At 62.1% G+C, this 18,855-nt stretch carries 12 protein-coding genes; 8 read left to right on the top strand and 4 right to left on the bottom strand.

Annotation, left to right across the window (positions count from 1 at the left end; genetic code table 11):
• Positions 1-23: 23 nt before the first annotated feature.
• From KVU_RS07770 to recN, 7 genes are all read left to right on the top strand, one after another.
• The gene (locus KVU_RS07770; RefSeq protein WP_081447053.1) at positions 24-938 is read left to right on the top strand and encodes a D-alanine--D-alanine ligase; all 915 of its coding nucleotides are present in this window, start codon (positions 24-26) and stop codon (positions 936-938) included.
• Positions 926-1,834 carry a cell division protein FtsQ/DivIB gene (locus KVU_RS07765; RefSeq protein ID WP_013383202.1) on the top strand — a complete coding sequence of 303 codons (909 nt, stop codon included), beginning with the start codon at positions 926-928 and terminating at the stop codon, positions 1,832-1,834. Before KVU_RS07770 ends, KVU_RS07765 begins: the two co-directional genes overlap by 13 nt.
• Positions 1,835-1,861: 27 nt before the next feature.
• Positions 1,862-3,196 (top strand): cell division protein FtsA, encoded by a 1,335-nt coding sequence (gene ftsA, locus KVU_RS07760; RefSeq protein ID WP_060486266.1) that lies wholly within the window; start codon positions 1,862-1,864, stop codon positions 3,194-3,196.
• Between the two features lie 237 nt (positions 3,197-3,433).
• Positions 3,434-5,062: a cell division protein FtsZ gene (gene ftsZ, locus KVU_RS07755; protein ID WP_013383204.1), complete on the top strand. Its 1,629-nt coding sequence runs from the start codon at positions 3,434-3,436 to the stop codon at positions 5,060-5,062.
• 203 nt (positions 5,063-5,265) lie between these two features.
• Positions 5,266-6,186 (top strand): UDP-3-O-acyl-N-acetylglucosamine deacetylase, encoded by a 921-nt coding sequence (gene lpxC, locus KVU_RS07750; RefSeq protein WP_044007993.1) that lies wholly within the window; start codon positions 5,266-5,268, stop codon positions 6,184-6,186.
• 131 nt (positions 6,187-6,317) lie between these two features.
• Entirely contained in the window at positions 6,318-7,181 is an 864-nt protein-coding gene (locus tag KVU_RS07745; RefSeq protein WP_193365328.1) for an outer membrane protein assembly factor BamD, read from the top strand.
• A 9-nt stretch (positions 7,182-7,190) separates the two neighbouring features.
• On the top strand, positions 7,191-8,846 hold the full coding sequence (gene recN, locus KVU_RS07740) for a DNA repair protein RecN (RefSeq protein WP_013383207.1): 1,656 nt from the start codon (positions 7,191-7,193) through the stop codon (positions 8,844-8,846).
• An 18-nt stretch (positions 8,847-8,864) separates the two neighbouring features.
• On the opposite strand, the gene acs is transcribed toward recN, so the two are convergent.
• Together acs and KVU_RS07730 are read right to left on the bottom strand one after the other, a co-directional pair.
• Positions 8,865-10,814 carry an acetate--CoA ligase gene (gene acs, locus KVU_RS07735; protein WP_014537853.1) on the bottom strand — a complete coding sequence of 650 codons (1,950 nt, stop codon included), beginning with the start codon at positions 10,812-10,814 and terminating at the stop codon, positions 8,865-8,867.
• 203 nt (positions 10,815-11,017) lie between these two features.
• On the bottom strand, positions 11,018-14,458 hold the full coding sequence (locus tag KVU_RS07730) for a pyruvate carboxylase (protein ID WP_013383210.1): 3,441 nt from the start codon (positions 14,456-14,458) through the stop codon (positions 11,018-11,020).
• Positions 14,459-14,653: 195 nt separating this feature from the next.
• Here KVU_RS07730 and KVU_RS07725 point away from each other — a divergent pair, with 195 nt between their 5' ends.
• A complete protein-coding gene (locus KVU_RS07725; RefSeq protein ID WP_060486311.1) occupies positions 14,654-16,990 on the top strand; it encodes an ATP-dependent helicase in 2,337 nt (778 codons plus the stop codon).
• On the opposite strand, the gene KVU_RS07720 is transcribed toward KVU_RS07725, so the two are convergent.
• Together KVU_RS07720 and KVU_RS07715 are read right to left on the bottom strand one after the other, a co-directional pair.
• Positions 16,991-17,584: a LysE family translocator gene (locus tag KVU_RS07720; protein ID WP_013383211.1), complete on the bottom strand. Its 594-nt coding sequence runs from the start codon at positions 17,582-17,584 to the stop codon at positions 16,991-16,993. It lies immediately after the preceding gene.
• Positions 17,581-18,735: a benzoate/H(+) symporter BenE family transporter gene (locus KVU_RS07715; protein ID WP_013383212.1), complete on the bottom strand. Its 1,155-nt coding sequence runs from the start codon at positions 18,733-18,735 to the stop codon at positions 17,581-17,583. The genes KVU_RS07720 and KVU_RS07715 overlap by 4 nt, the downstream gene beginning before the upstream one ends.
• Between the last annotated feature and the right edge of the window lie 120 nt (positions 18,736-18,855).

The raw sequence follows: 18,855 nt of genomic DNA, 5'->3' as shown, positions 1-18,855 counted from the left end.
GACCCGATCACGAGGCGGTGGGAATGTCGGGCAGGACTGTTCCCAGGGTTGCTGTTCTGATGGGTGGATTCTCGGCCGAGCGCGAGGTCTCTCTGTCTTCAGGGCGCGAATGCGCAAAGGCCCTGGTCGAGGCGGGATATGATGTGGTCGAGGTGGACGCAGATGCGACCCTCGTGGATCGTCTTGCGCACGTAAAACCCGATGTCGTTTTCAATGCATTGCATGGCCGTTGGGGCGAAGATGGCTGTGTGCAGGGCATTTTGGAATGGCTGCGCATTCCCTATACGCATTCGGGGGTGCTTGCCTCGGCGCTTGCGATGGACAAGCAGCGCACGAAATCCACCTATCAAGCCGCTGGCCTGCCGGTCGTGCCCAGCCTTTTGGCGGCGCGTGACGAGGTCAGCCAGCGCCATATGATGGACGCGCCCTATGTGGTGAAGCCCGCGAATGAGGGATCGTCCGTCGGCGTCTATATCGTCCATGCGGGCGCGAACCGCCCGCCGCAACTGTCGCCCGAAATGCCCGATGTCGTGATGGTCGAGGCCTATGCCGCAGGGCGCGAGTTGACCACCGCTGTGCTGGGCGATCGCGCGCTGACTGTGACGGATATCATCACCGACGGCTGGTATGATTATAACGCCAAATATTCCGTCGGCGGATCGCGCCATGAAATCCCCGCGAATATCCCAGTGCAGATTTATGATGCATGCATGGATTATGCCCTGCGCGCGCATCGTGCCTTGGGCTGTCGCGGCCTGTCGCGCACTGATTTTCGCTGGGACGAGACGCGCGGCCTTGATGGGTTGATCCTGCTGGAGACGAATACCCAGCCGGGGATGACGCCGACCTCGCTTGCGCCTGAACAGGCGGCTTGGGCGGGGATCAGCTTTCCCGAGCTTTGCCGTTGGCTGGTCGAGGATGCGTCATGCGGCCGGTAGATAAAAAGCCGGTAGATCGAAAGATCGAGCGCGAGACCCGTTACCTGCGCCGTGATCCCGCGCCGTCGCGTTGGTCCTATCGCTATCAACGCCTGATGCTAACGCCGGCTTTTCGCGCGGGCGTGCGGCTGGGCACCCCCGTCATCATTATCGCGCTGGCCGTCGCCGTTGTCTTTGGTCGCGCTGATAGCCGCGACTGGATCATGGGGCATTACAATGCCGCGATTGCCGCTGTGACGCAGCGGCCCGAATTCATGGTCGGCAGTTTTGCCATCACGGGCGCAAGCCCTGACCTTGCATTGGCGATCGAGGGGTTGGTGGATATTCCCTTTCCGATCTCGACCTTCAACCTCGATCTGCAGGATCTGCGCACCAATATCGCGGCCCTCAGCCCGGTGCGGAATGTGAACGTGCAGGCTGGCGGCGGCGTGTTGCAGATCGTGATCGAGGAACGTCAGCCGGTTGCTGTCTGGCGTCATGTCGATGGCCTGCGCCTGATGGACGGCGAGGGCATCGCCACTGGCATGATCCTGAACCGCGCCGACCGGCCAGAGCTGCCGTTGATCGCCGGAGATGGCGCGCAAGCGGCCATCCCCGAGGCGATGGAGCTTTTCCGCATCGCCTCGCCCTTGGGGGCGCGGGTGTTGGCGCTGGTGCGCATGGGCGAGCGGCGCTGGGATCTGGTGCTGGATCGCGAACAGATTGTGCAGCTTCCCGCCGTGGATGCTGTCGCGGCCCTTCAGCGCGTCATTGCGCAAGAGGAGGCGCAGCAACTGCTGTCGCGCGACGTGGCGGTGGTCGATATGCGCAACGACGCGCGCCAGACGATCCGCATGACGCAGCGCGCCCGCGATGCGTTGCGCAGTATGCCGGGTCGCAGCGCGGGGCGTGGGTGAAAGAATGAATAAGAACGGGGCAAAGCAATGACCGACCTATACCAGAACCAGCGCGCAATGCGCCACATGCGCACCGTTGCTTTGCAACGTGGCTATGTCGCGGTGCTGGATATTGGAACGTCGAAAATTGCTTGCCTGATCCTGAAAATCGGGGCCCCGCGGCGCGGCGATCTGTCCGACAGCGTCGGCGCATTGGGCGGGCAGAACGCCATCCGCGTCATTGGCGCGGCAACCACCCGTTCGCGCGGCGTCCGCTTTGGCGAGATCAACGCGTTGGCTGAAACGGAAAAGGCGATCCGCACCGTCATCACCAGCGCCCAGACCGAGGCGCAGATGCGCGTCGATCACGTGATCGCCTGTTTCTCGGGCGCGCAGCCACGCTCGTATGGGCTGGAAGGCGCGGTCGATCTGGCGGGTAAAACGGTGGATGAGGGCGATGTCGGCCGTGTTCTGGCCGCCTGCGAGGTGCCGGACTTTGGCGATGGGCGCAATGTACTGCATGCGCAGCCGGTGAATTTCTCGCTTGATCACCGCTCGGGCCTGTCGGACCCGCGCGGGCAGGCGGGCAGCAAATTGGCGACCGATATGCATGTGGTGACCGTGGATGGGGCTGTGGTCGATAGCGTGCTGCGCGCCATCTCGCGCTGTCATCTGGAATGCGCGGGGATTGCGTCGTCCGCCTATGTGGCAGGCCTTGCAAGTCTGGTCGAGGACGAGCAGGAGCTGGGCGGTGCCTGCATTGACATGGGCGGCGGCTCGACCGGGATCTCGATCTTTATGCGCAAGCATATGATCTATGCCGATGCGGTGCGGATGGGCGGCGATCACGTCACCGGCGATATCGCGATGGGCCTGCAGGTGTCGATGGCACAGGCCGAGCGGATCAAGACTGTCCACGGCGGTGTTGTCGCCACCGGCCGCGATGATCGCGAGATGATCGACATCGGCGGCGAGACGGGCGACTGGGATCGTGACAGCCGCCGGATCAGCCGGTCCGATCTGATCGGCATCATGCGTCCGCGCCTGGAGGAAATCCTGGAAGAAGTGCGTGCGCGGCTGGATGCGGCATGGTTCGACTCGCTGCCCTCGCAAAGCATCGTGCTGACCGGCGGCGCCAGTCAGATCCCCGGCCTTGACGGGCTTGCGACGCGGATTCTGGGCCAGCAGGTACGCCTTGGTCGCCCCCTGCGGGTGCAGGGGCTACCGCAAGGCGCGACAGGGCCGGATTTCTCGGCCTCGGTCGGCCTCGCGCTGTTCGCGGCGCATCCCCAAGATGAATGCTGGGACTTTGAAATCCCGGCGGAACGCTATCCGGCGCGCTCGCTGCGGCGGGCAATGCGCTGGTTTCAGGATAATTGGTGAGGGCGGCCCGCGGCGGCAGGAATTCGCGCATTAACCACTAGGACTGGTCTGAATCGGCCCATTTGCCCCTAGATAACGCGTGAAACGCGGGTTTGGGCTGATGATTTACGGTGACGTCGGGGTTAAAGCGCGCTAGAATCGCCTGAAAGGGCACCACACCCAAGGCAGCAAGAGCCCGATACGGGCCAAACCACGAGGCGGAGAGCACAGATGCCAGAAAATACGGGCGGTCAGCGCATGAATATCACGAGTCTCTCGATGCCGGGGCATGACGAGTTGAAGCCGCGGATCACGGTTTTTGGTGTCGGCGGTGCAGGCGGCAATGCTGTCAACAATATGATCGAGCAAGAGCTGGAAGGCGTCGAATTCGTCGTGGCGAACACCGACGCGCAGGCGCTGGTGGCCTCGAAGGCCGCGTTGCGTATCCAGATCGGTCTGGAAGTGACACAGGGCCTTGGCGCGGGTGCGCGCCCCGCCGTGGGTGCGGCTGCCGCCGAAGAGTCGCTGGACCAGATCATTGATCATCTGGCGGGTTCGCATATGTGCTTTATCACCGCCGGTATGGGCGGTGGCACCGGCACGGGTGCGGCGCCGATCATCGCGCAAGCCGCGCGTGAAATGGGTGTGCTGACGGTTGGTGTGGTGACCAAACCCTTTATGTTCGAGGGTGCAAAGCGCATGCGTCAGGCCGAGGAGGGCGTTGCCGCCCTGCAAAAGGTCGTCGATACGCTGATCATCATCCCGAACCAGAATCTGTTCCGCATCGCCTCGGAAAAGACCACCTTTACCGAAGCCTTCATGATGGCGGATGATGTGCTGTATCAGGGCGTCAAGGGTGTGACGGATCTGATGGTGCGCCCCGGCCTGATCAATCTCGATTTTGCCGACGTGCGTTCGGTCATGGACGAGATGGGCAAGGCGATGATGGGCACTGGCGAGGCCGAGGGTCCGACCCGCGCCATCGACGCCGCCAAGAAAGCCATTTCCAACCCGCTGCTGGATGAAATCAGCCTGAACGGCGCGCGCGGCGTGCTGATCAATATCACCGGCGGCTATGACATGACCCTGTTCGAGCTGGACGAGGCCGCAAACCACATCCGCGAAGTGGTCGATCCCGAGGCGAATATCATCGTCGGCTCGACCCTCGATCCCGATATGGTTGGCAAGATCCGCGTTTCGGTTGTGGCCACGGGCATTGATGCCGCTGAAAAGGCGCCTGAAATGCCGGTTCCGCGTCGTTCGGTGCAGCAGCCGCTGGTGCAGCAACAGCCCCTTCAGCAGCCGGTGATGCAGCCCGCCGTCGAGGCCGTGGTGCGTGCCGAAGCGCAGCGCAACGAGCAGTTCCGCACCGAGCAATACCGCGATCCCGCGCCGCAGCCGCGTCAGGAATATGCGCCGCAGCCCGAGCCTGTCCGTCAGGAGCCGGTTCGTCAGGAGTTGGTCCGCCAAGAGCCGCGCCAGACCTATGCGCCGACACCGCGTCCGGCGGCAGAACCCTATGAAGAGGTTCCGCCCATGTATACGCCGCGTCCGCAGCCGACCATGTCGCAGCCTGCAGCCCCCGCGCACCAACCCGATCCGCGCTACATTGCGCCGCAACGTCCCGCGACCTCGGCTGCTGAGGCGCTGCAGCGCCTCAGCAACGCGGTTGATCACAATCCGGTCGCCGATCAGCGCCGCGCCCCCGAGCCGCAGCCGCGTTTTGGCATCGGCAATATTATCGGACGCATGGCGGGTGGGAACCAGGACGGGCAGGGCGCAGCCCCCGCGCGTCCCCAACCCAGCGCCTCGCGCGAAGAGCCGTCCTCTGACCCGGAGCGTGAGCGGGTGGAAATCCCCGCTTTCCTGCGTCGCCAAGCGAATTAATAGGCTGATTTCAAACGCCTTCATCAATTCAAAAGCCGTCCCAATCGGGGCGGCTTTTGATTATTTGGTTGAATTATAACAAAATTTTAACTACCGGCCTGATCTGGCTAAGCTATTGTTTCAACTCGTCGCAATCTGTGAATTGAGGGTTCGGGCGCTGATCACTACTTGCTTAACGTAAGATGATCAAAAGGCATTCTCCCGTGCAAACAACGCTTCAACAGCCGGCCACCTTTACAGGCGTAGGCCTTCATTCCGGGCAGCAGGTTTCGCTGACCGTGCTGCCCGCTGGCGCAGATCACGGCATCGTTTTCCGCCGCACGGATGCGGCTGGTGGCGGCGCTGTTATCCCGGCCTTGTGGAACCACGCGGTGCAGACCCCGCTTTGCACCCAGCTTGAGGATGCGGCCGGTCACACGATCTCGACGATCGAGCATGTGATGGCCGCCCTTGCGGGCTGCGGTATCCACAATGCGATGATCGAAATCGATGGTGCTGAAGTGCCGATCCTTGACGGATCGAGCCGCCCCTTTGTGATGGGTTTCCTGCGCGCCGGTATCGCGCAGCTGCGCGCGCCGATTCGCGCGATCGAGATCCTGCATGAGGTTTCCGTCACGCATAATGGGGCAACGGCACGCCTTTCCCCCGCGACCTCGATGCAGATCGACTTTGAAATCGATTTTCCGGATGCTGCAATCGGTCATCAATCGATGCTGCTCAACATGTCGCGCGATGCGTTTCAGCGTGAACTTGCCGATGCGCGCACCTTTTGCCGGCTCTCGGATGTCGAGGATATGCGCACGCATGGCCTCGCCCTGGGCGGCACGATGGAAAATGCGGTCGTCGTCGACGGCGACCGGATTGTGACACCTGGTGGTCTGCGTTACGCGGATGAGCCGGTGCGTCACAAAATGCTGGATGCGCTTGGCGACCTTTATACCGCAGGCGCGCCTATTATTGGTCGCTACACGGGCCTGAAGGCGGGCCATGCGCTGACGAACCGTCTGCTGCGCGCCCTTTTTGCCGATCCGACCGCTTGGCGTCGTGTCAGCTGCAATCGGGCCATGGCGGCGCGTTTGCCGGGGCAGGGCGGTTTGTTGCACGCGACCGCGCGCGTTGCTTAACCATTTGGCGGCGGTTTATCGGCATGGTTTGGTTCAGGCTGCGGCCTGATCTGGCAAAAGCCATTTTGCCGCCGGAAAATTCATGCTACAGCGTCCTGAAGTGAGGACGTGAACGGAGCCGGGACATGACAATGGCAGGCCTGATCAAGGCAACAGGCGGTCGGGGGATGTTTCTGGTGGCGGCGCTAAGCGCCACCTTGCTAGCAGCCTGTAGTAGCAACGAATCTTCGGTTCTGCGCCAACCCGGCGCATTGGATGCTTATAGCGCGGAACAGGTTTTTGACCTGGGCGAGCAGCAGCTGAACGAGAACCGCCTTGATGATGCGGCTTTCTTCTTTGGCGAGATCGAGCGCCTGTATCCCTATTCCAGCTGGGCGCGTCGCGGTCTGATTATGCAGGCTTTTGCCTATCACCGTGCACGCGACTATGAAAACAGCCGCTCGGCCGCGCAGCGGTATGTCGATTTCTATCCGACGGACGAAGATGCGGCCTATGCGCAATATCTGCTGGCCTTGTCCTATTACGATCAGATCGACGACATCGGCCGCGATCAGGGTGTGACCTTCCGCGCGCTGCAAGAGCTGCGCCGCGTGATCGAACTCTATCCCGACAGCGAATATGCGACGGCTGCAGTGCAGAAATTCGACCTGGCCTTTGACCATCTGGCTGGCAAAGAAATGGAAGTCGGGCGGTATTACCTGAGCCGTGGCAACTTTACCGCAGCGATCAGCCGTTTCCGCGTTGTTGTCGAGGATTTCCAGACCACTACCTACACGCCCGAGGCGTTGATGCGTCTGGTCGAGGCCTATATGGCCCTTGGTCTAACCGACGAGGCAAGATCCGCTGCCGCGATTCTGGGCCATAACTATCAATCGACACCTTTCTATGCAGATGCCTATGCGCTGCTGACCGGGCGCGGTCTGTCGCCCGAGGCGTCTGGAGATAACTGGCTGGTCGCGATCTATCGTCAGGTCGTGCGCGGCGAGTGGATGTAACGCGCGGGGATGCTGCGCGCCCTTGAAATCCGCGATATGGTCATCATCGACCGGCTGGACCTTGCGTTCCAGCCGGGGCTGAATGTGCTGACGGGCGAGACAGGGGCGGGCAAATCCATTTTGCTCGATGCTTTGGGGTTTGTGCTGGGTTGGCGCGGCCGGGCCGAGGTTGTGCGACAGGGCGCGGATCGCGCCGAGGTCACCGCCTTGTTTGATTTGCCAGCGGGCCATCCGGCACGTGCGATCCTGACCGAGGCAGGTTGGGACGACACCGACGAGCTGATCTTGCGCCGCACCGCCAGTCCCGATGGCCGCAAACAGGCCTGGGTTAATGATCGCCGCGCCGGGGCCGAGGTGCTGCGCGCCCTTGCCGACCATCTGATCGAATTGCACGGCCAGCAGGACGACCGCGGGTTGTTGGATGTGAAAATGCATCGGCAGTTGCTGGATCAATTCGCCGTTGCCGAGCCATTGCTGGCCGAGGTCCGCGCCGCTTGGACCGATCTGCGCCGCCTGTCGCAGCGCGCGGCCAGCCTTGCTGCCGAACGCGCCGCCCTTGCCGCCGAAGAGGATTTTCTGCGCCATGCCGTGGCCGAGCTGCAAAAGCTGGAACCGCAGACGGGCGAAGAGCAGGAGTTGGACACTGCACGCCGCCTGATGCAGGCGGCTGCGCGCATTGGCGATGATATTTCCCGCGCGCGTCAGGCGATTTCGTCCGACGGGGCCGAAGGGCTAGTCGCCAATGCGATCCGCTGGCTGGACGATGCCGCGGGTCAAGCCGAGGGACGGCTGGATAGCGCGCTGGATGCGCTGGCACGGGCGCTCGATGCCTTGGGCGAGGCCGAGCAGGGGATCGAGACCTGTCTGGATGCGCTGTCGTTCGACCCGATGCGTCTTGAGCAAATCGAAGAGCGGCTGTTTGCCATTCGCGCGCTTGCCCGCAAGCATAATGTGCTGGCGGATGAATTGCCGGTGCTGGCGGAAACGCTGGCGGGACGGCTGAATGATCTGGACAGCGCCGAGGCGCAGGATGCCGAGCTGGCCGCCGCCCTCAGCACCGCCCAGAAAGCCTATGACGCCGCCGCTACCCGCCTGACCGCGCTGCGCCAGCGCGAGGGCGCGCGCCTTGCCACGATGATCGAGGCCGAGCTTGCCCCCCTACGGATGGAGCGGGCGCGCTTTTTCGTCGAAATCGCACCTGCGTCGCGTGGCCCCGATGGCATGGACGAGGTGACATTTATTGCCGCCACCAACCCCGGCGCACCTGCGGGCCCCCTGAGCAAAGTTGCATCGGGCGGCGAGCTTAGCCGTTTTCTGCTGGCGCTAAAGGTTTGTCTGACCAAAGATCAGACCGGCCTCACGATGATTTTTGACGAGATTGACCGCGGCGTTGGCGGCGGCACGGCGGACGCGGTGGGCCGCCGTCTGCGCGCGCTAGCTGAGGGCGGTCAGGTGCTGGTCGTCACGCACAGCCCGCAGGTCGCCGCACTGGGTGCGCATCATTGGCGCGTCGAAAAGCATGTGACGGATGGTGTGACAACATCGCGGGTCGTGCCACTGGATGAAGACGCGCGGGTCGAGGAAATCGCCCGCATGCTCTCGCGCGAGCCGGTCAGCGAGGCGATGCGCATCGCCGCGCGCGAATTGATGGCGGCGGGCCGCTAGGCAGCCCGCCCGTATTGCTCAACCGCGATTCATGCGGTTTTCGATCAGATCCTCCACAACCGACGGATCGGCCAAGGTCGATGTATCGCCCAAGCTGCCAAAGTCGTTTTCGGCAATCTTGCGCAGAATGCGGCGCATGATCTTGCCTGAACGGGTTTTGGGCAGGCCGGGGGCCCATTGGATCAGATCGGGGGTGGCAATTGGGCCGATCTCGGCGCGTACCCATTTGATCAGGTCTTTGCGCAGATCGTCCGAGGGTTCTTCGCCGTTCATCAGCGTCACATAGGCATAGATGCCCTGACCTTTGATCGCATGCGGATAGCCGACCACGGCGGTTTCGGCGACGGCGGGATGGGCAACCAGCGCGCTTTCGACCTCGGCGGTGCCCATACGGTGGCCCGAGACGTTGATCACGTCATCGACGCGGCCGGTGATCCAATAATAGCCATCCTCATCGCGGCGACAGCCATCGCCGGTAAAGTAATAGCCTTTGTAATCACTGAAATAGGTCTTTTCGAACCGCGCATGATCGCCCCAGATCGTGCGCATCTGGCCGGGCCAGCTGTCTTTGATACACAGCACGCCCTCGGCGGCCACATCGGTTTGTTCGGCGCCGCTGGTCGGATCAAGGATCACCGGCTGCACGCCAAAGAATGGCAGCGTAGCAGATCCCGGCTTGGTCGGGGTCGCGCCGGGCAGCGGAGTGATCAGATGGCCGCCGGTTTCAGTCTGCCACCATGTATCGACGATGGGGCAATTGCCCTTGCCGATCGTCTCGTTGAACCAGTTCCACGCCTCGGGGTTGATCGGCTCGCCCACGGTGCCAAGGATGCGCAGCGAGGACAGGTCATACCCCTGCACCGGCCCGTCGCCATGCGCCATCAGCGCGCGGATCGCGGTGGGCGCGGTGTAATAGATGCTGACCTTGTGATCTTGCACGATCTGCCAGCTGCGGCCCGCGTCCGGATAGGTTGGAATCCCTTCGAACATCAGGGTCGTCGCGCCATTCGCCAGCGGGCCGTAAACCAGATAGCTGTGCCCCGTGACCCAGCCGACATCGGCGGTGCACCAGTAAACCTCGCCCGGTTTATAGTCGAAGGTGTATTCATGGGTCATCGCGGCATAGGTCAGATAGCCGCCGGTGGTATGCACGACGCCCTTGGGCTGACCGGTCGAGCCGGATGTATAAAGGATGAACAGCGGATCTTCTGCGCCCATCTCTGCGGGCGTGCAATAGGGCGAGGCGCTCGCTGCAAGGGCGTTGTAATCGTAATCGCGCCCCTCAAGCCACGAGATCTGATCGCCTGTGCGTTTGACCACCAGCATTTTCACATCGTCATCGCAGTGCAGCAAGGCGGCATCGGCGTTCGATTTCAGCGGCGTCTTGCGGCCGCCGCGCGGGGCGTAATCGGTGGTGACCACCAGCTTTGCGCCCGAGCCATTGACGCGCGCGCCCAGCGAATCGGGCGAGAAACCCGCAAAAACAACCGAGTGGATCGCGCCAATACGGGCGCAGGCCAGCATGGCATAGGCGGCCTCGGGCACCATCGGCATATAGAGGATCACACGGTCGCCGCGTTTGACGCCCAGACCTTTCAGCACGTTCGACATCCGGCCCACGTTTTCAAACAGGTCGCGGTATGTGATATGCTGGGCATCGGCACCGGGATCATCGGGCACCCAGATGATTGCAGTCTGATCCGCCTTGTCGACCAGATGGCGATCAATGCAGTTCGCCGCGACATTCAGCGTGCCATCGCCAAACCATTCGATATTCACCGCCCTGGGAGCAAAGCTGGTGTTTTTCACGCGGCTGAATGGTTTGATCCAATCAAGGCGCTGGGCCTGATGTCCCCAAAATGTGTCGGGGTCGCTGACCGATGCGGCATACATCTGGTCATAGGTTGCCTTATTGGCATGGGCGTTGTCCGCCAGATCTTGGCTTGGCGGATAGGTTTTGATGATCATAGGTCCCCCGGTAAATCCGCGGGGCCGGGCCCGCGCGGACAAGCAATACGTCGGACTGCGCCTGTTAGCGGTCGCAGCCTCCTCCTATCCTGAAGGGTCGTGGACAAACCGCACAGTGTCAAGCGCTGCAACCTCGGGCGAAATGCCGCGCAATTGGGCGAAATGAAAACCCGCACCGCAGGGGGCGGCGCGGGTCTTTGGGGTTATTCCAGCTCGATCAGCAGGTCTTTGGCGTCGATTTGGCTACCGGGGCCGACGTGCACCGCCTTGATCACGCCGTCGCGTTCGGCGTGGATGCCGGTTTCCATCTTCATCGCCTCGATCGTCAGCAGCAGATCGCCCGCCTTGACGGGTTTGCCGACCTGCGCCGCGATGGTGGCCACGACGCCCGGCATCGGCGCGCCGATCTGGTTCGGATTGCCTGCCGTGGCCTTGGGCCGTGCGATCAGCGTGCTGACCTTGGTGCGGTCGGCAATGCGCACGGTGCGGGGCAGACCGTTCAATTCGAAGAAGACCTTTACGTCGCCTTCCTCGGTCGTCTCGGCCACGGCTTGCAGGCGCACTTCCAGCGTCTTGCCGGGGTCAATCTCGACCGAAATCTCGTCGCCCGGACGCATGCCATAGAAAAACGTCTCAGTCGGCAGCGTGCGGACGGGGCCATAGTTGCGGTGGCGGCCCATGTAATCCAGGAAGACCTTGGGATACATCAGATAGCTGTTCAGATCCTCGTCATCGATCTTGCGCCCCTCGAGTTCTGCCGAGAGTTTGGCGCGCACGCCCTCCAGATCGACCGGCGGCATGGATGCGCCGGGGCGATCCAGCATAGGCGCTTCGCCTTTCAGGATCTTGGCCTGCAATTCGACCGGCCAGCCGCCGGGGGGCTGACCCAGATTGCCGCGCATCATATCGACGACCGAATCGGGGAAGGCGACCTCGACGGCGGGGTCCTCGACCTGCGTGCGGGTCAGGCCCTGCGCCACCATCATCAGCGCCATGTCACCGACGACCTTGGACGAGGGCGTCACCTTGACGATATCGCCGAACATACGGTTCACCTCGGCATAGGTCTTGGCGACCTCGTGCCAACGTTCCTCAAGGCCAAGGCTGCGGGCCTGCGCCTTGAGATTGGTGAACTGGCCGCCGGGCATTTCATGCAAGTAAACCTCGGAGGCGGGGGCCTGCAGGCCGGATTCGAACGCGGCATATTGTGCGCGGACCTGTTCCCAATAATTGGAAATGTCGCGGATCGCCTCGACATCCAGCGCGGTGTCGCGTTCGGTGCCGCGCATCGCCTCGACGATCGAGCCCAAAGTCGGCTGCGAGGTATTGCCCGAAAACGCATCCATCGCCGCGTCAACCGCATCAACGCCCGCGGCGCTGGCCGCCATGATCGTCGCGATCGAGGCGCCTGAGGTATCATGCGTATGCAGGTGGATCGGCAGCGAAACTTCTTCCTTCAGCACGCGGACAAGCTGGGCGGCAGCGGCGGGTTTCAACAGGCCCGCCATATCCTTGATCCCCAGCACATGCGCGCCTGCGGCCTCGAGTTCCTTGGCCATGGCGACATAGTATTTCAGGTCGTATTTGGGTCGCGCACTGTCCAGCATATCGCCGGTATAGCAGATCGAGGCTTCGAGGATTTTATTGCTGTCGACAACCGCATCCATCGCGACGCGCATGTTTTCGACCCAGTTCAGGCTGTCAAACACGCGGAACACATCAACGCCGGTTTCCGCCGCCTGTTTCACAAAGAACTGCACGACGTTGTCGGGATAGTTGGTGTAACCCACGCCATTGCTGGCGCGCAGCAGCATCTGTGTCAGCACATTGGGCATTTTGGCGCGGATATCGCGCAGGCGCTGCCACGGGTCCTCTTGCAAAAAGCGGAAGGCCACATCGAATGTCGCGCCGCCCCAGCATTCGACCGAGAACAGTTCAGACATCTTATGCGCATAGGTCGGCGCGATGCGGATCATGTCGATCGAGCGCATCCTTGTGGCCAGCAGTGACTGGTGCCCGTCGCGCATCGTCGTGTCGGTGATCAGCAGCCGCTTTTGTTTCAGCATCCAATCGGCAACGGCCTTTGGCCCCTCACTGTCCAGCAGCTGGCGCGTTCCGGCGGGCGGCGCGTCAATGGACACCTTGGGTACGCGGGGCAGTTTGATATCGGCGGGGCGGGGGCGGCCCTTGGTCTCGGGGTGACCGTTGACGGTGATATCCGCGATATAGGTCAGCAGTTTCGTCGCGCGGTCTTTGCGCTTTTTGAAATGGTAGAGGTCGGGCGTCGTGTCGATGAACTTCGTGGTATATTCATTGCCAAGGAAGACGGGGTGCTTCAGCAGGTTGATCACGAAATCAATATTGGTCGAGACGCCGCGAATGCGGAATTCGCGCAGGGCGCGGTCCATGCGGGCGATCGCCATTTCGGGCGTCTGGCCGCGCGCCGTCACCTTGGTCAGCAGCGAATCGTAATAGCGCGTGATGACCGCGCCGGAATAGGCGGTGCCGCCATCCAGCCGGATGCCCGCACCGGTGGCGCTGCGATACATCTGGATACGGCCATAATCGGGGATAAAGTTGTTCAGCGGGTCCTCAGTGGTGACGCGGCATTGCAGCGCATGACCCTTGAGCTGCACATCGGCCTGCGATGCGGCGCCCGTGGCATCTGCCAGCGACTTACCCTCGGCAATCAGGATTTGCGCGCGGACGATGTCGATGCCGGTGACTTCCTCGGTCACGGTGTGCTCGACCTGCACGCGGGGGTTCACCTCGATGAAGTAGAATTTGCCGCTGTCCATATCCATAAGGAATTCGACCGTGCCGGCGCATTCATAGTTCACATGTTGGCAAATGCGGCGGCCAAGATCACAGATCTCTTCGCGCTGTTCCTGGGTCAGGTAGGGGGCGGGGGCGCGCTCGACCACCTTTTGGTTGCGGCGCTGGACCGAGCAATCGCGCTCCCACAGGTGATAGATTTGGCCATGCTTGTCGCCCAGGATCTGCACCTCGACGTGGCGGGCGCGCAGGATCATCTTTTCCAGATAACCCTCGCCATTACCAAAAGCGGCTTCGGCCTCGCGGCGGCCTTCGCGCACCTTTTCAGCCAGTTCCTCGGGGCCGTTGATCGGGCGCATACCGCGACCGCCGCCACCCCACGAGGCTTTCAGCATCAGCGGATAGCCGATTGCCGCGGCCTCGTCGCGGACGGCGTCGATGTCCTCGCCCAGCACTTCGGTTGCGGGGATGACCGGCACGCCTGCGGCAACCGCCACTTTGCGGGCCGAGGCCTTATCCCCCAGCGCGCGCATCGTCTCGGCCTTGGGGCCGATAAAGGTGATGCCGGCCGCGTCGCAGGCTTCGACGAATTCGGGATTCTCGGACAAGAGGCCATAGCCGGGATGGATCGCATCGGCGCCGGACATTTTGGCAACGCGGATAATCTCGGGGATCGACAGATAGGCCTGCACGGGGCCAAGGCCCTCGCCGATGCGATAGGCCTCATCCGCCTTAAAGCGGTGCAGGCCCAGCTTGTCCTCCTCGGCGTAGACGGCGACGGTTTTCTTGCCCATCTCGTTCGCGGCCCGCATGACGCGGATCGCGATCTCGCCCCGATTTGCTACCAGAATCTTTTGAAATTCGGCCATTTCTGTCTGCCTCCCCATTGCAGTTGCGCTATGCGTAGGAAGTTTCCGCAGCGTCCGCAATGAAATTGCGACGTTTTGGTAAGATTGATGAACCAATCGCGCGAATTTTGCCCATGTTCACCTTTTGCAAGCGAATTCGAACGGAACGGGAACATGGGGCTTTCCAGCCATGGCGCGCTTGGATATGGTGCAGCCATGACCGAGAATAGCCCCAATATCAGCCTTTCGCAGCGCGCCATGGGCGTGCGCCCCTCGCCCTATCTTGAGGGGCTGAACCCCGCGCAGCGCGCGGCGGTCGAGACATTGGACGGGCCGGTGCTGATGCTGGCGGGGGCGGGAACGGGCAAAACGCGGGCGCTGACGGCGCGGATCGTGCATATCCTGAACACGCAGCGCGCCTATCCGCGCCAAATTCTGGCGGTGACCTTTACCAATAAAGCCGCGCGCGAGATGCGGTTGCGCATCAATGCGATGCTGGGCGATCAGGCCGAAGGGATGGCGTGGCTGGGCACCTTCCACTCGGTCTGTGTCAAGCTGCTGCGCCGCCATGCGGAACTGGTCGGCCTGCGCCCCGATTTCACGATTCTGGATTCGGATGATCAATTGCGCCTGATGAAGCAGTTGATCATCGCCGCCAATATTGACGAAAAACGCTGGCCCGCGCGGGCTTTGGCCAATGTCATCGACGGCTGGAAGAACAAGGCGATCGCGCCTGATAGCATTCCGACCTCGGATGCCAGCTTTTATGACGGGCGCGCGATGCGGCTATACGCCGAATATCAGGAACGCCTGCGCCAATTGAACGCGGTCGATTTTGGCGACCTGCTGATGCATATGGTGCGCATTTTCCAAAAGTATCCCGATGTGCTGCAGAAATACCAGCAGGATTTCAAATACATCCTCGTCGACGAATACCAAGATACCAATGTGGCGCAATATCTGTGGCTGCGCCTGCTCGCGGGCGGGCATAGCAATATCTGCTGCGTCGGCGATGATGACCAGTCGATCTATGGCTGGCGCGGCGCCGAGGTGGGCAATATTTTGCGGTTTGAACGCGACTTCCCCGGCGCGACGGTGATCCGGCTGGAGCAGAACTACCGCTCGACCGGACATATTCTGGCGGCAGCCTCGGGCGTGATTGCCAAGAACGGCGGGCGGCTGGGCAAGACGCTGTGGACGCAGTCCTATATGGGCGAAAAGGTCCGTCTGATCGGCCACTGGGATAACGAGGAAGAGGCGCGCTGGGTCGGCGAAGAGATCGAGGCCCTGCAACGCGGCACGCGCGGCATTGGCCCGTTCGAACTGGATGATATGGCGATTTTGGTGCGCGCGTCGCACCAAATGCGCGGGTTCGAGGATCGCTTTTTGGCGATTGGTCTGCCCTATCGCGTCATCGGCGGCCCGCGTTTCTATGAACGGCTCGAGATTCGCGATGCGATGGCCTATTTCCGGCTGGCGGTCTCATCCACCGACGATCTGGCGTTCGAGCGGATCGTGAATACGCCCAAGCGCGGCCTTGGAGAAAAGGCGGTGCAGACCATCCAACGCACCGCGCGCGAGCGTGGCATGTCGCTGTTGGATGCGGCGGGGGTTGTGGTGGAACAGCGCCTGCTGGGCGGTAAGGCCCTTGCCTCGCTGGGCGGGCTCGTGCAGCAGTTCTACCGCTGGCATGATGCCGTACTGGCGGGCCGGTCGCATATCGAGATTGCGGAAGAGATCCTCGACGGTTCTGGCTACACGACTATGTGGCAGAACGAGAAGACCCCCGACGCCGAGGGGCGGCTGGAGAACCTGAAAGAATTGGTCAAGTCGCTGGATAATTTCGAGAATATGCAAGGTTTCCTTGAGCATGTCTCGCTGGTGGCGGAAAACGAATCGGACGATAGCCAGCCGCAAATCTCGATCATGACGCTGCATGCGGCCAAGGGGCTGGAGTTTCCCGTCGTCTTCCTGCCGGGGTGGGAGGACGGGATTTTCCCCTCGCAAAGATCGCTGGACGAAAGCGGGCTTGCCGCGCTCGAGGAGGAACGCCGTCTGGCCTATGTCGGCATCACACGCGCCGAGCGGGTGGCGATCATCAGTTTCGCCGCGACGCGGTTCTTCCATGGGCAACGGCAGTCGATGCTGCCCTCGCGCTTTATCGACGAGTTGCCGCATGATGATGTCGAGGTGCTGACACCGCCAACGCTGAACAACGGCCATTACGGAGCCGCCAGTTCTAGCCCCGCGCAGGTCGAGGAACGTGCCGCAAAGGCCGATGTCTATAATTCCCCCGGCTGGCAGCGGATGCAGTCACGCAGCGTTCAGCGCGGCGCGGGCGGGATGAAATCCGCCCGTAATGTGGTGATTGATGCGGTGGCCAGCCCGGTGTTCGAACTGGGCCAGCGCGTGTTCCACCAAAAGTTCGGCTATGGTGCGGTCACGGCGCTGGATGCGGGCAAGGTGATGGTGGCCTTTGACAAGGCGGGGGAAAAGCACCTGATGGCGCATTTCCTGGTCCCCGCTGCACAGGCTGACGACATCCCGTTCTGATTACAGCATCAGGATCGGGATCAGCGACAGCAGCAATAACACCGCCATGGTAATGTTGAACGCGCGCAGGCGGGCCGGCGTGTTCAGCAGGCGGCGCATTTCCTGCCCCGCGACGCACCACAGCGTGACCGAGGGCAGCGCCGCGATGATAAAGGCGATCCCGACCCAGAACGTGCTGATGAACGATCCGCTGGGGGCATAGGCTGCCACGGCGGTCACGGCGCCCGCCCATGCCTTTGGGTTCACCCATTGGAAGGCGGCGGCTTGCAAAAAGGTCAGCGGCTGCGCGGTGCTGACCGTATCGTCAACCGGTGCGGCATTGGCGATTTTCCACGCCAGATAGACCATGTAAGCCACGGCCGCGACTTTCAGGATCACATGCAGCGTCGGCATGATGGCGGTGATCCCCGCCAGCGCGATGCCAAGGGTAAAGACCATCACGGCAAAGCCCAGCGTGATGCCCCACAGATGCGGCCATGTGCGCTTGAGGCCAAAATTCGCGCCTGATGCCATAACCATCAGGTTGTTCGGCCCCGGCGTGATCGAATTCACAACGGCAAAAGCCAAAACGGCAAAGAATACGGCGATCGTCATTTACGGGTCTTTCTGGTCGTTACATCGCTGGCATGGACAATTAGCCCCGCTATGAGGCCCCAAAAGGCAGCGCCAACGCCGAAAAAGCTGACGCCACTGGCGGCGACAACGATTGTGACGGTGGCCGCCAATCTTTCATCTGCCTTTGCCATTGCTGTGCCCAAAGCGCCAGCTAAAGGTGCAAGCAGCCCCAGCGCGACGACCGCCGCCAGCAATTGCGGCGGCAGGCCTTGCAGCAAGGTGATCAGCCACGGGCCGGACAAAGCCAGGATCAGCCACAGCGCGCCATAGGGCAAGGCGACCTTCCAGCGCTGGGCGGGGTCTGGGTGGGTTGCGGGGTCCATGCAAATCGCGGCGGTAATCGCGGCCATATTATGCGTATGCGCGCCGAACAGGCCCGTGATGGCCGATCCTGCGCCGGTGACCAGCAGGCTGCGCCCGACCTGCGGCTCATAGCCTGCGGCGCGCTGCACGGCGAAACCGGGCAAGTTTTGCGCCGCCATCGTGACAATATAGAGGGGCAGCGCCAGGCCAAAGACGGTGCCAAGGTTAAAGCTGGGCGTGATGAACACTAGATGGGGAAGGGCGAAACCCTGCGTGGGCAGGGTAATCTGCCCCGAGAGCGCTGCCGCCAGCAGTCCTGCAACCAATGCGACCAGCACCGCCGATGCCGCATTGATCAGCCGCATGATCAGATACACCACCAGCATCACGCCCACGACCAGCGGTGCGGCCGACAGCGCGCCGGTCACTTGCAGGCAGAATGGCAGCAGCACCCCCGCCAGCATCGCGCCTGCGATAGAATCAGGGATCATGGCGATCAGACGCCCCAATGGGCGCACAATACCCGTCAAGGCAATCAGCAGGCCCACAAGGATAAAGGCGCCGACGCCCTCGGCCATGGTGATCCCCTCGGTTGCCGCAATCAGCGCGGCGCCGGGGGTCGACCAGGCTAGAACGGTTGGGATGCGCGTCCACACCGATAGAATCACGCTGCCTGCCGCCTTGCCAAGGCAAAGCGCGAAAACCCAAGATTGCGTCTGTTCAGGCGTTGCGCCCAGGGCCTGCGCAGCGGCCAGAACCAGGGCGATGGTTGATCCATAGCCGATCAGCGCGGCAAGGATGGCAGGCGGGAAAAGCGAGGCGCGCATGAATAGTCCTGTCGTCATCGGCCCCGCGTATGCGAAGCTTATGAAACAGAATGCCATTCATATTGAAAACGCAAGCCAGCGTTCCAGCAGATGTCTTTTGCGTATTTGGGGTTTTAGAAA

Source organism: Ketogulonicigenium vulgare WSH-001 (assembly GCF_000223375.1).
GTDB classification, from domain to species: Bacteria; Pseudomonadota; Alphaproteobacteria; order Rhodobacterales; family Rhodobacteraceae; genus Ketogulonicigenium; species Ketogulonicigenium vulgare.
This window is presented reverse-complemented; position numbering and strand designations above follow the sequence as displayed.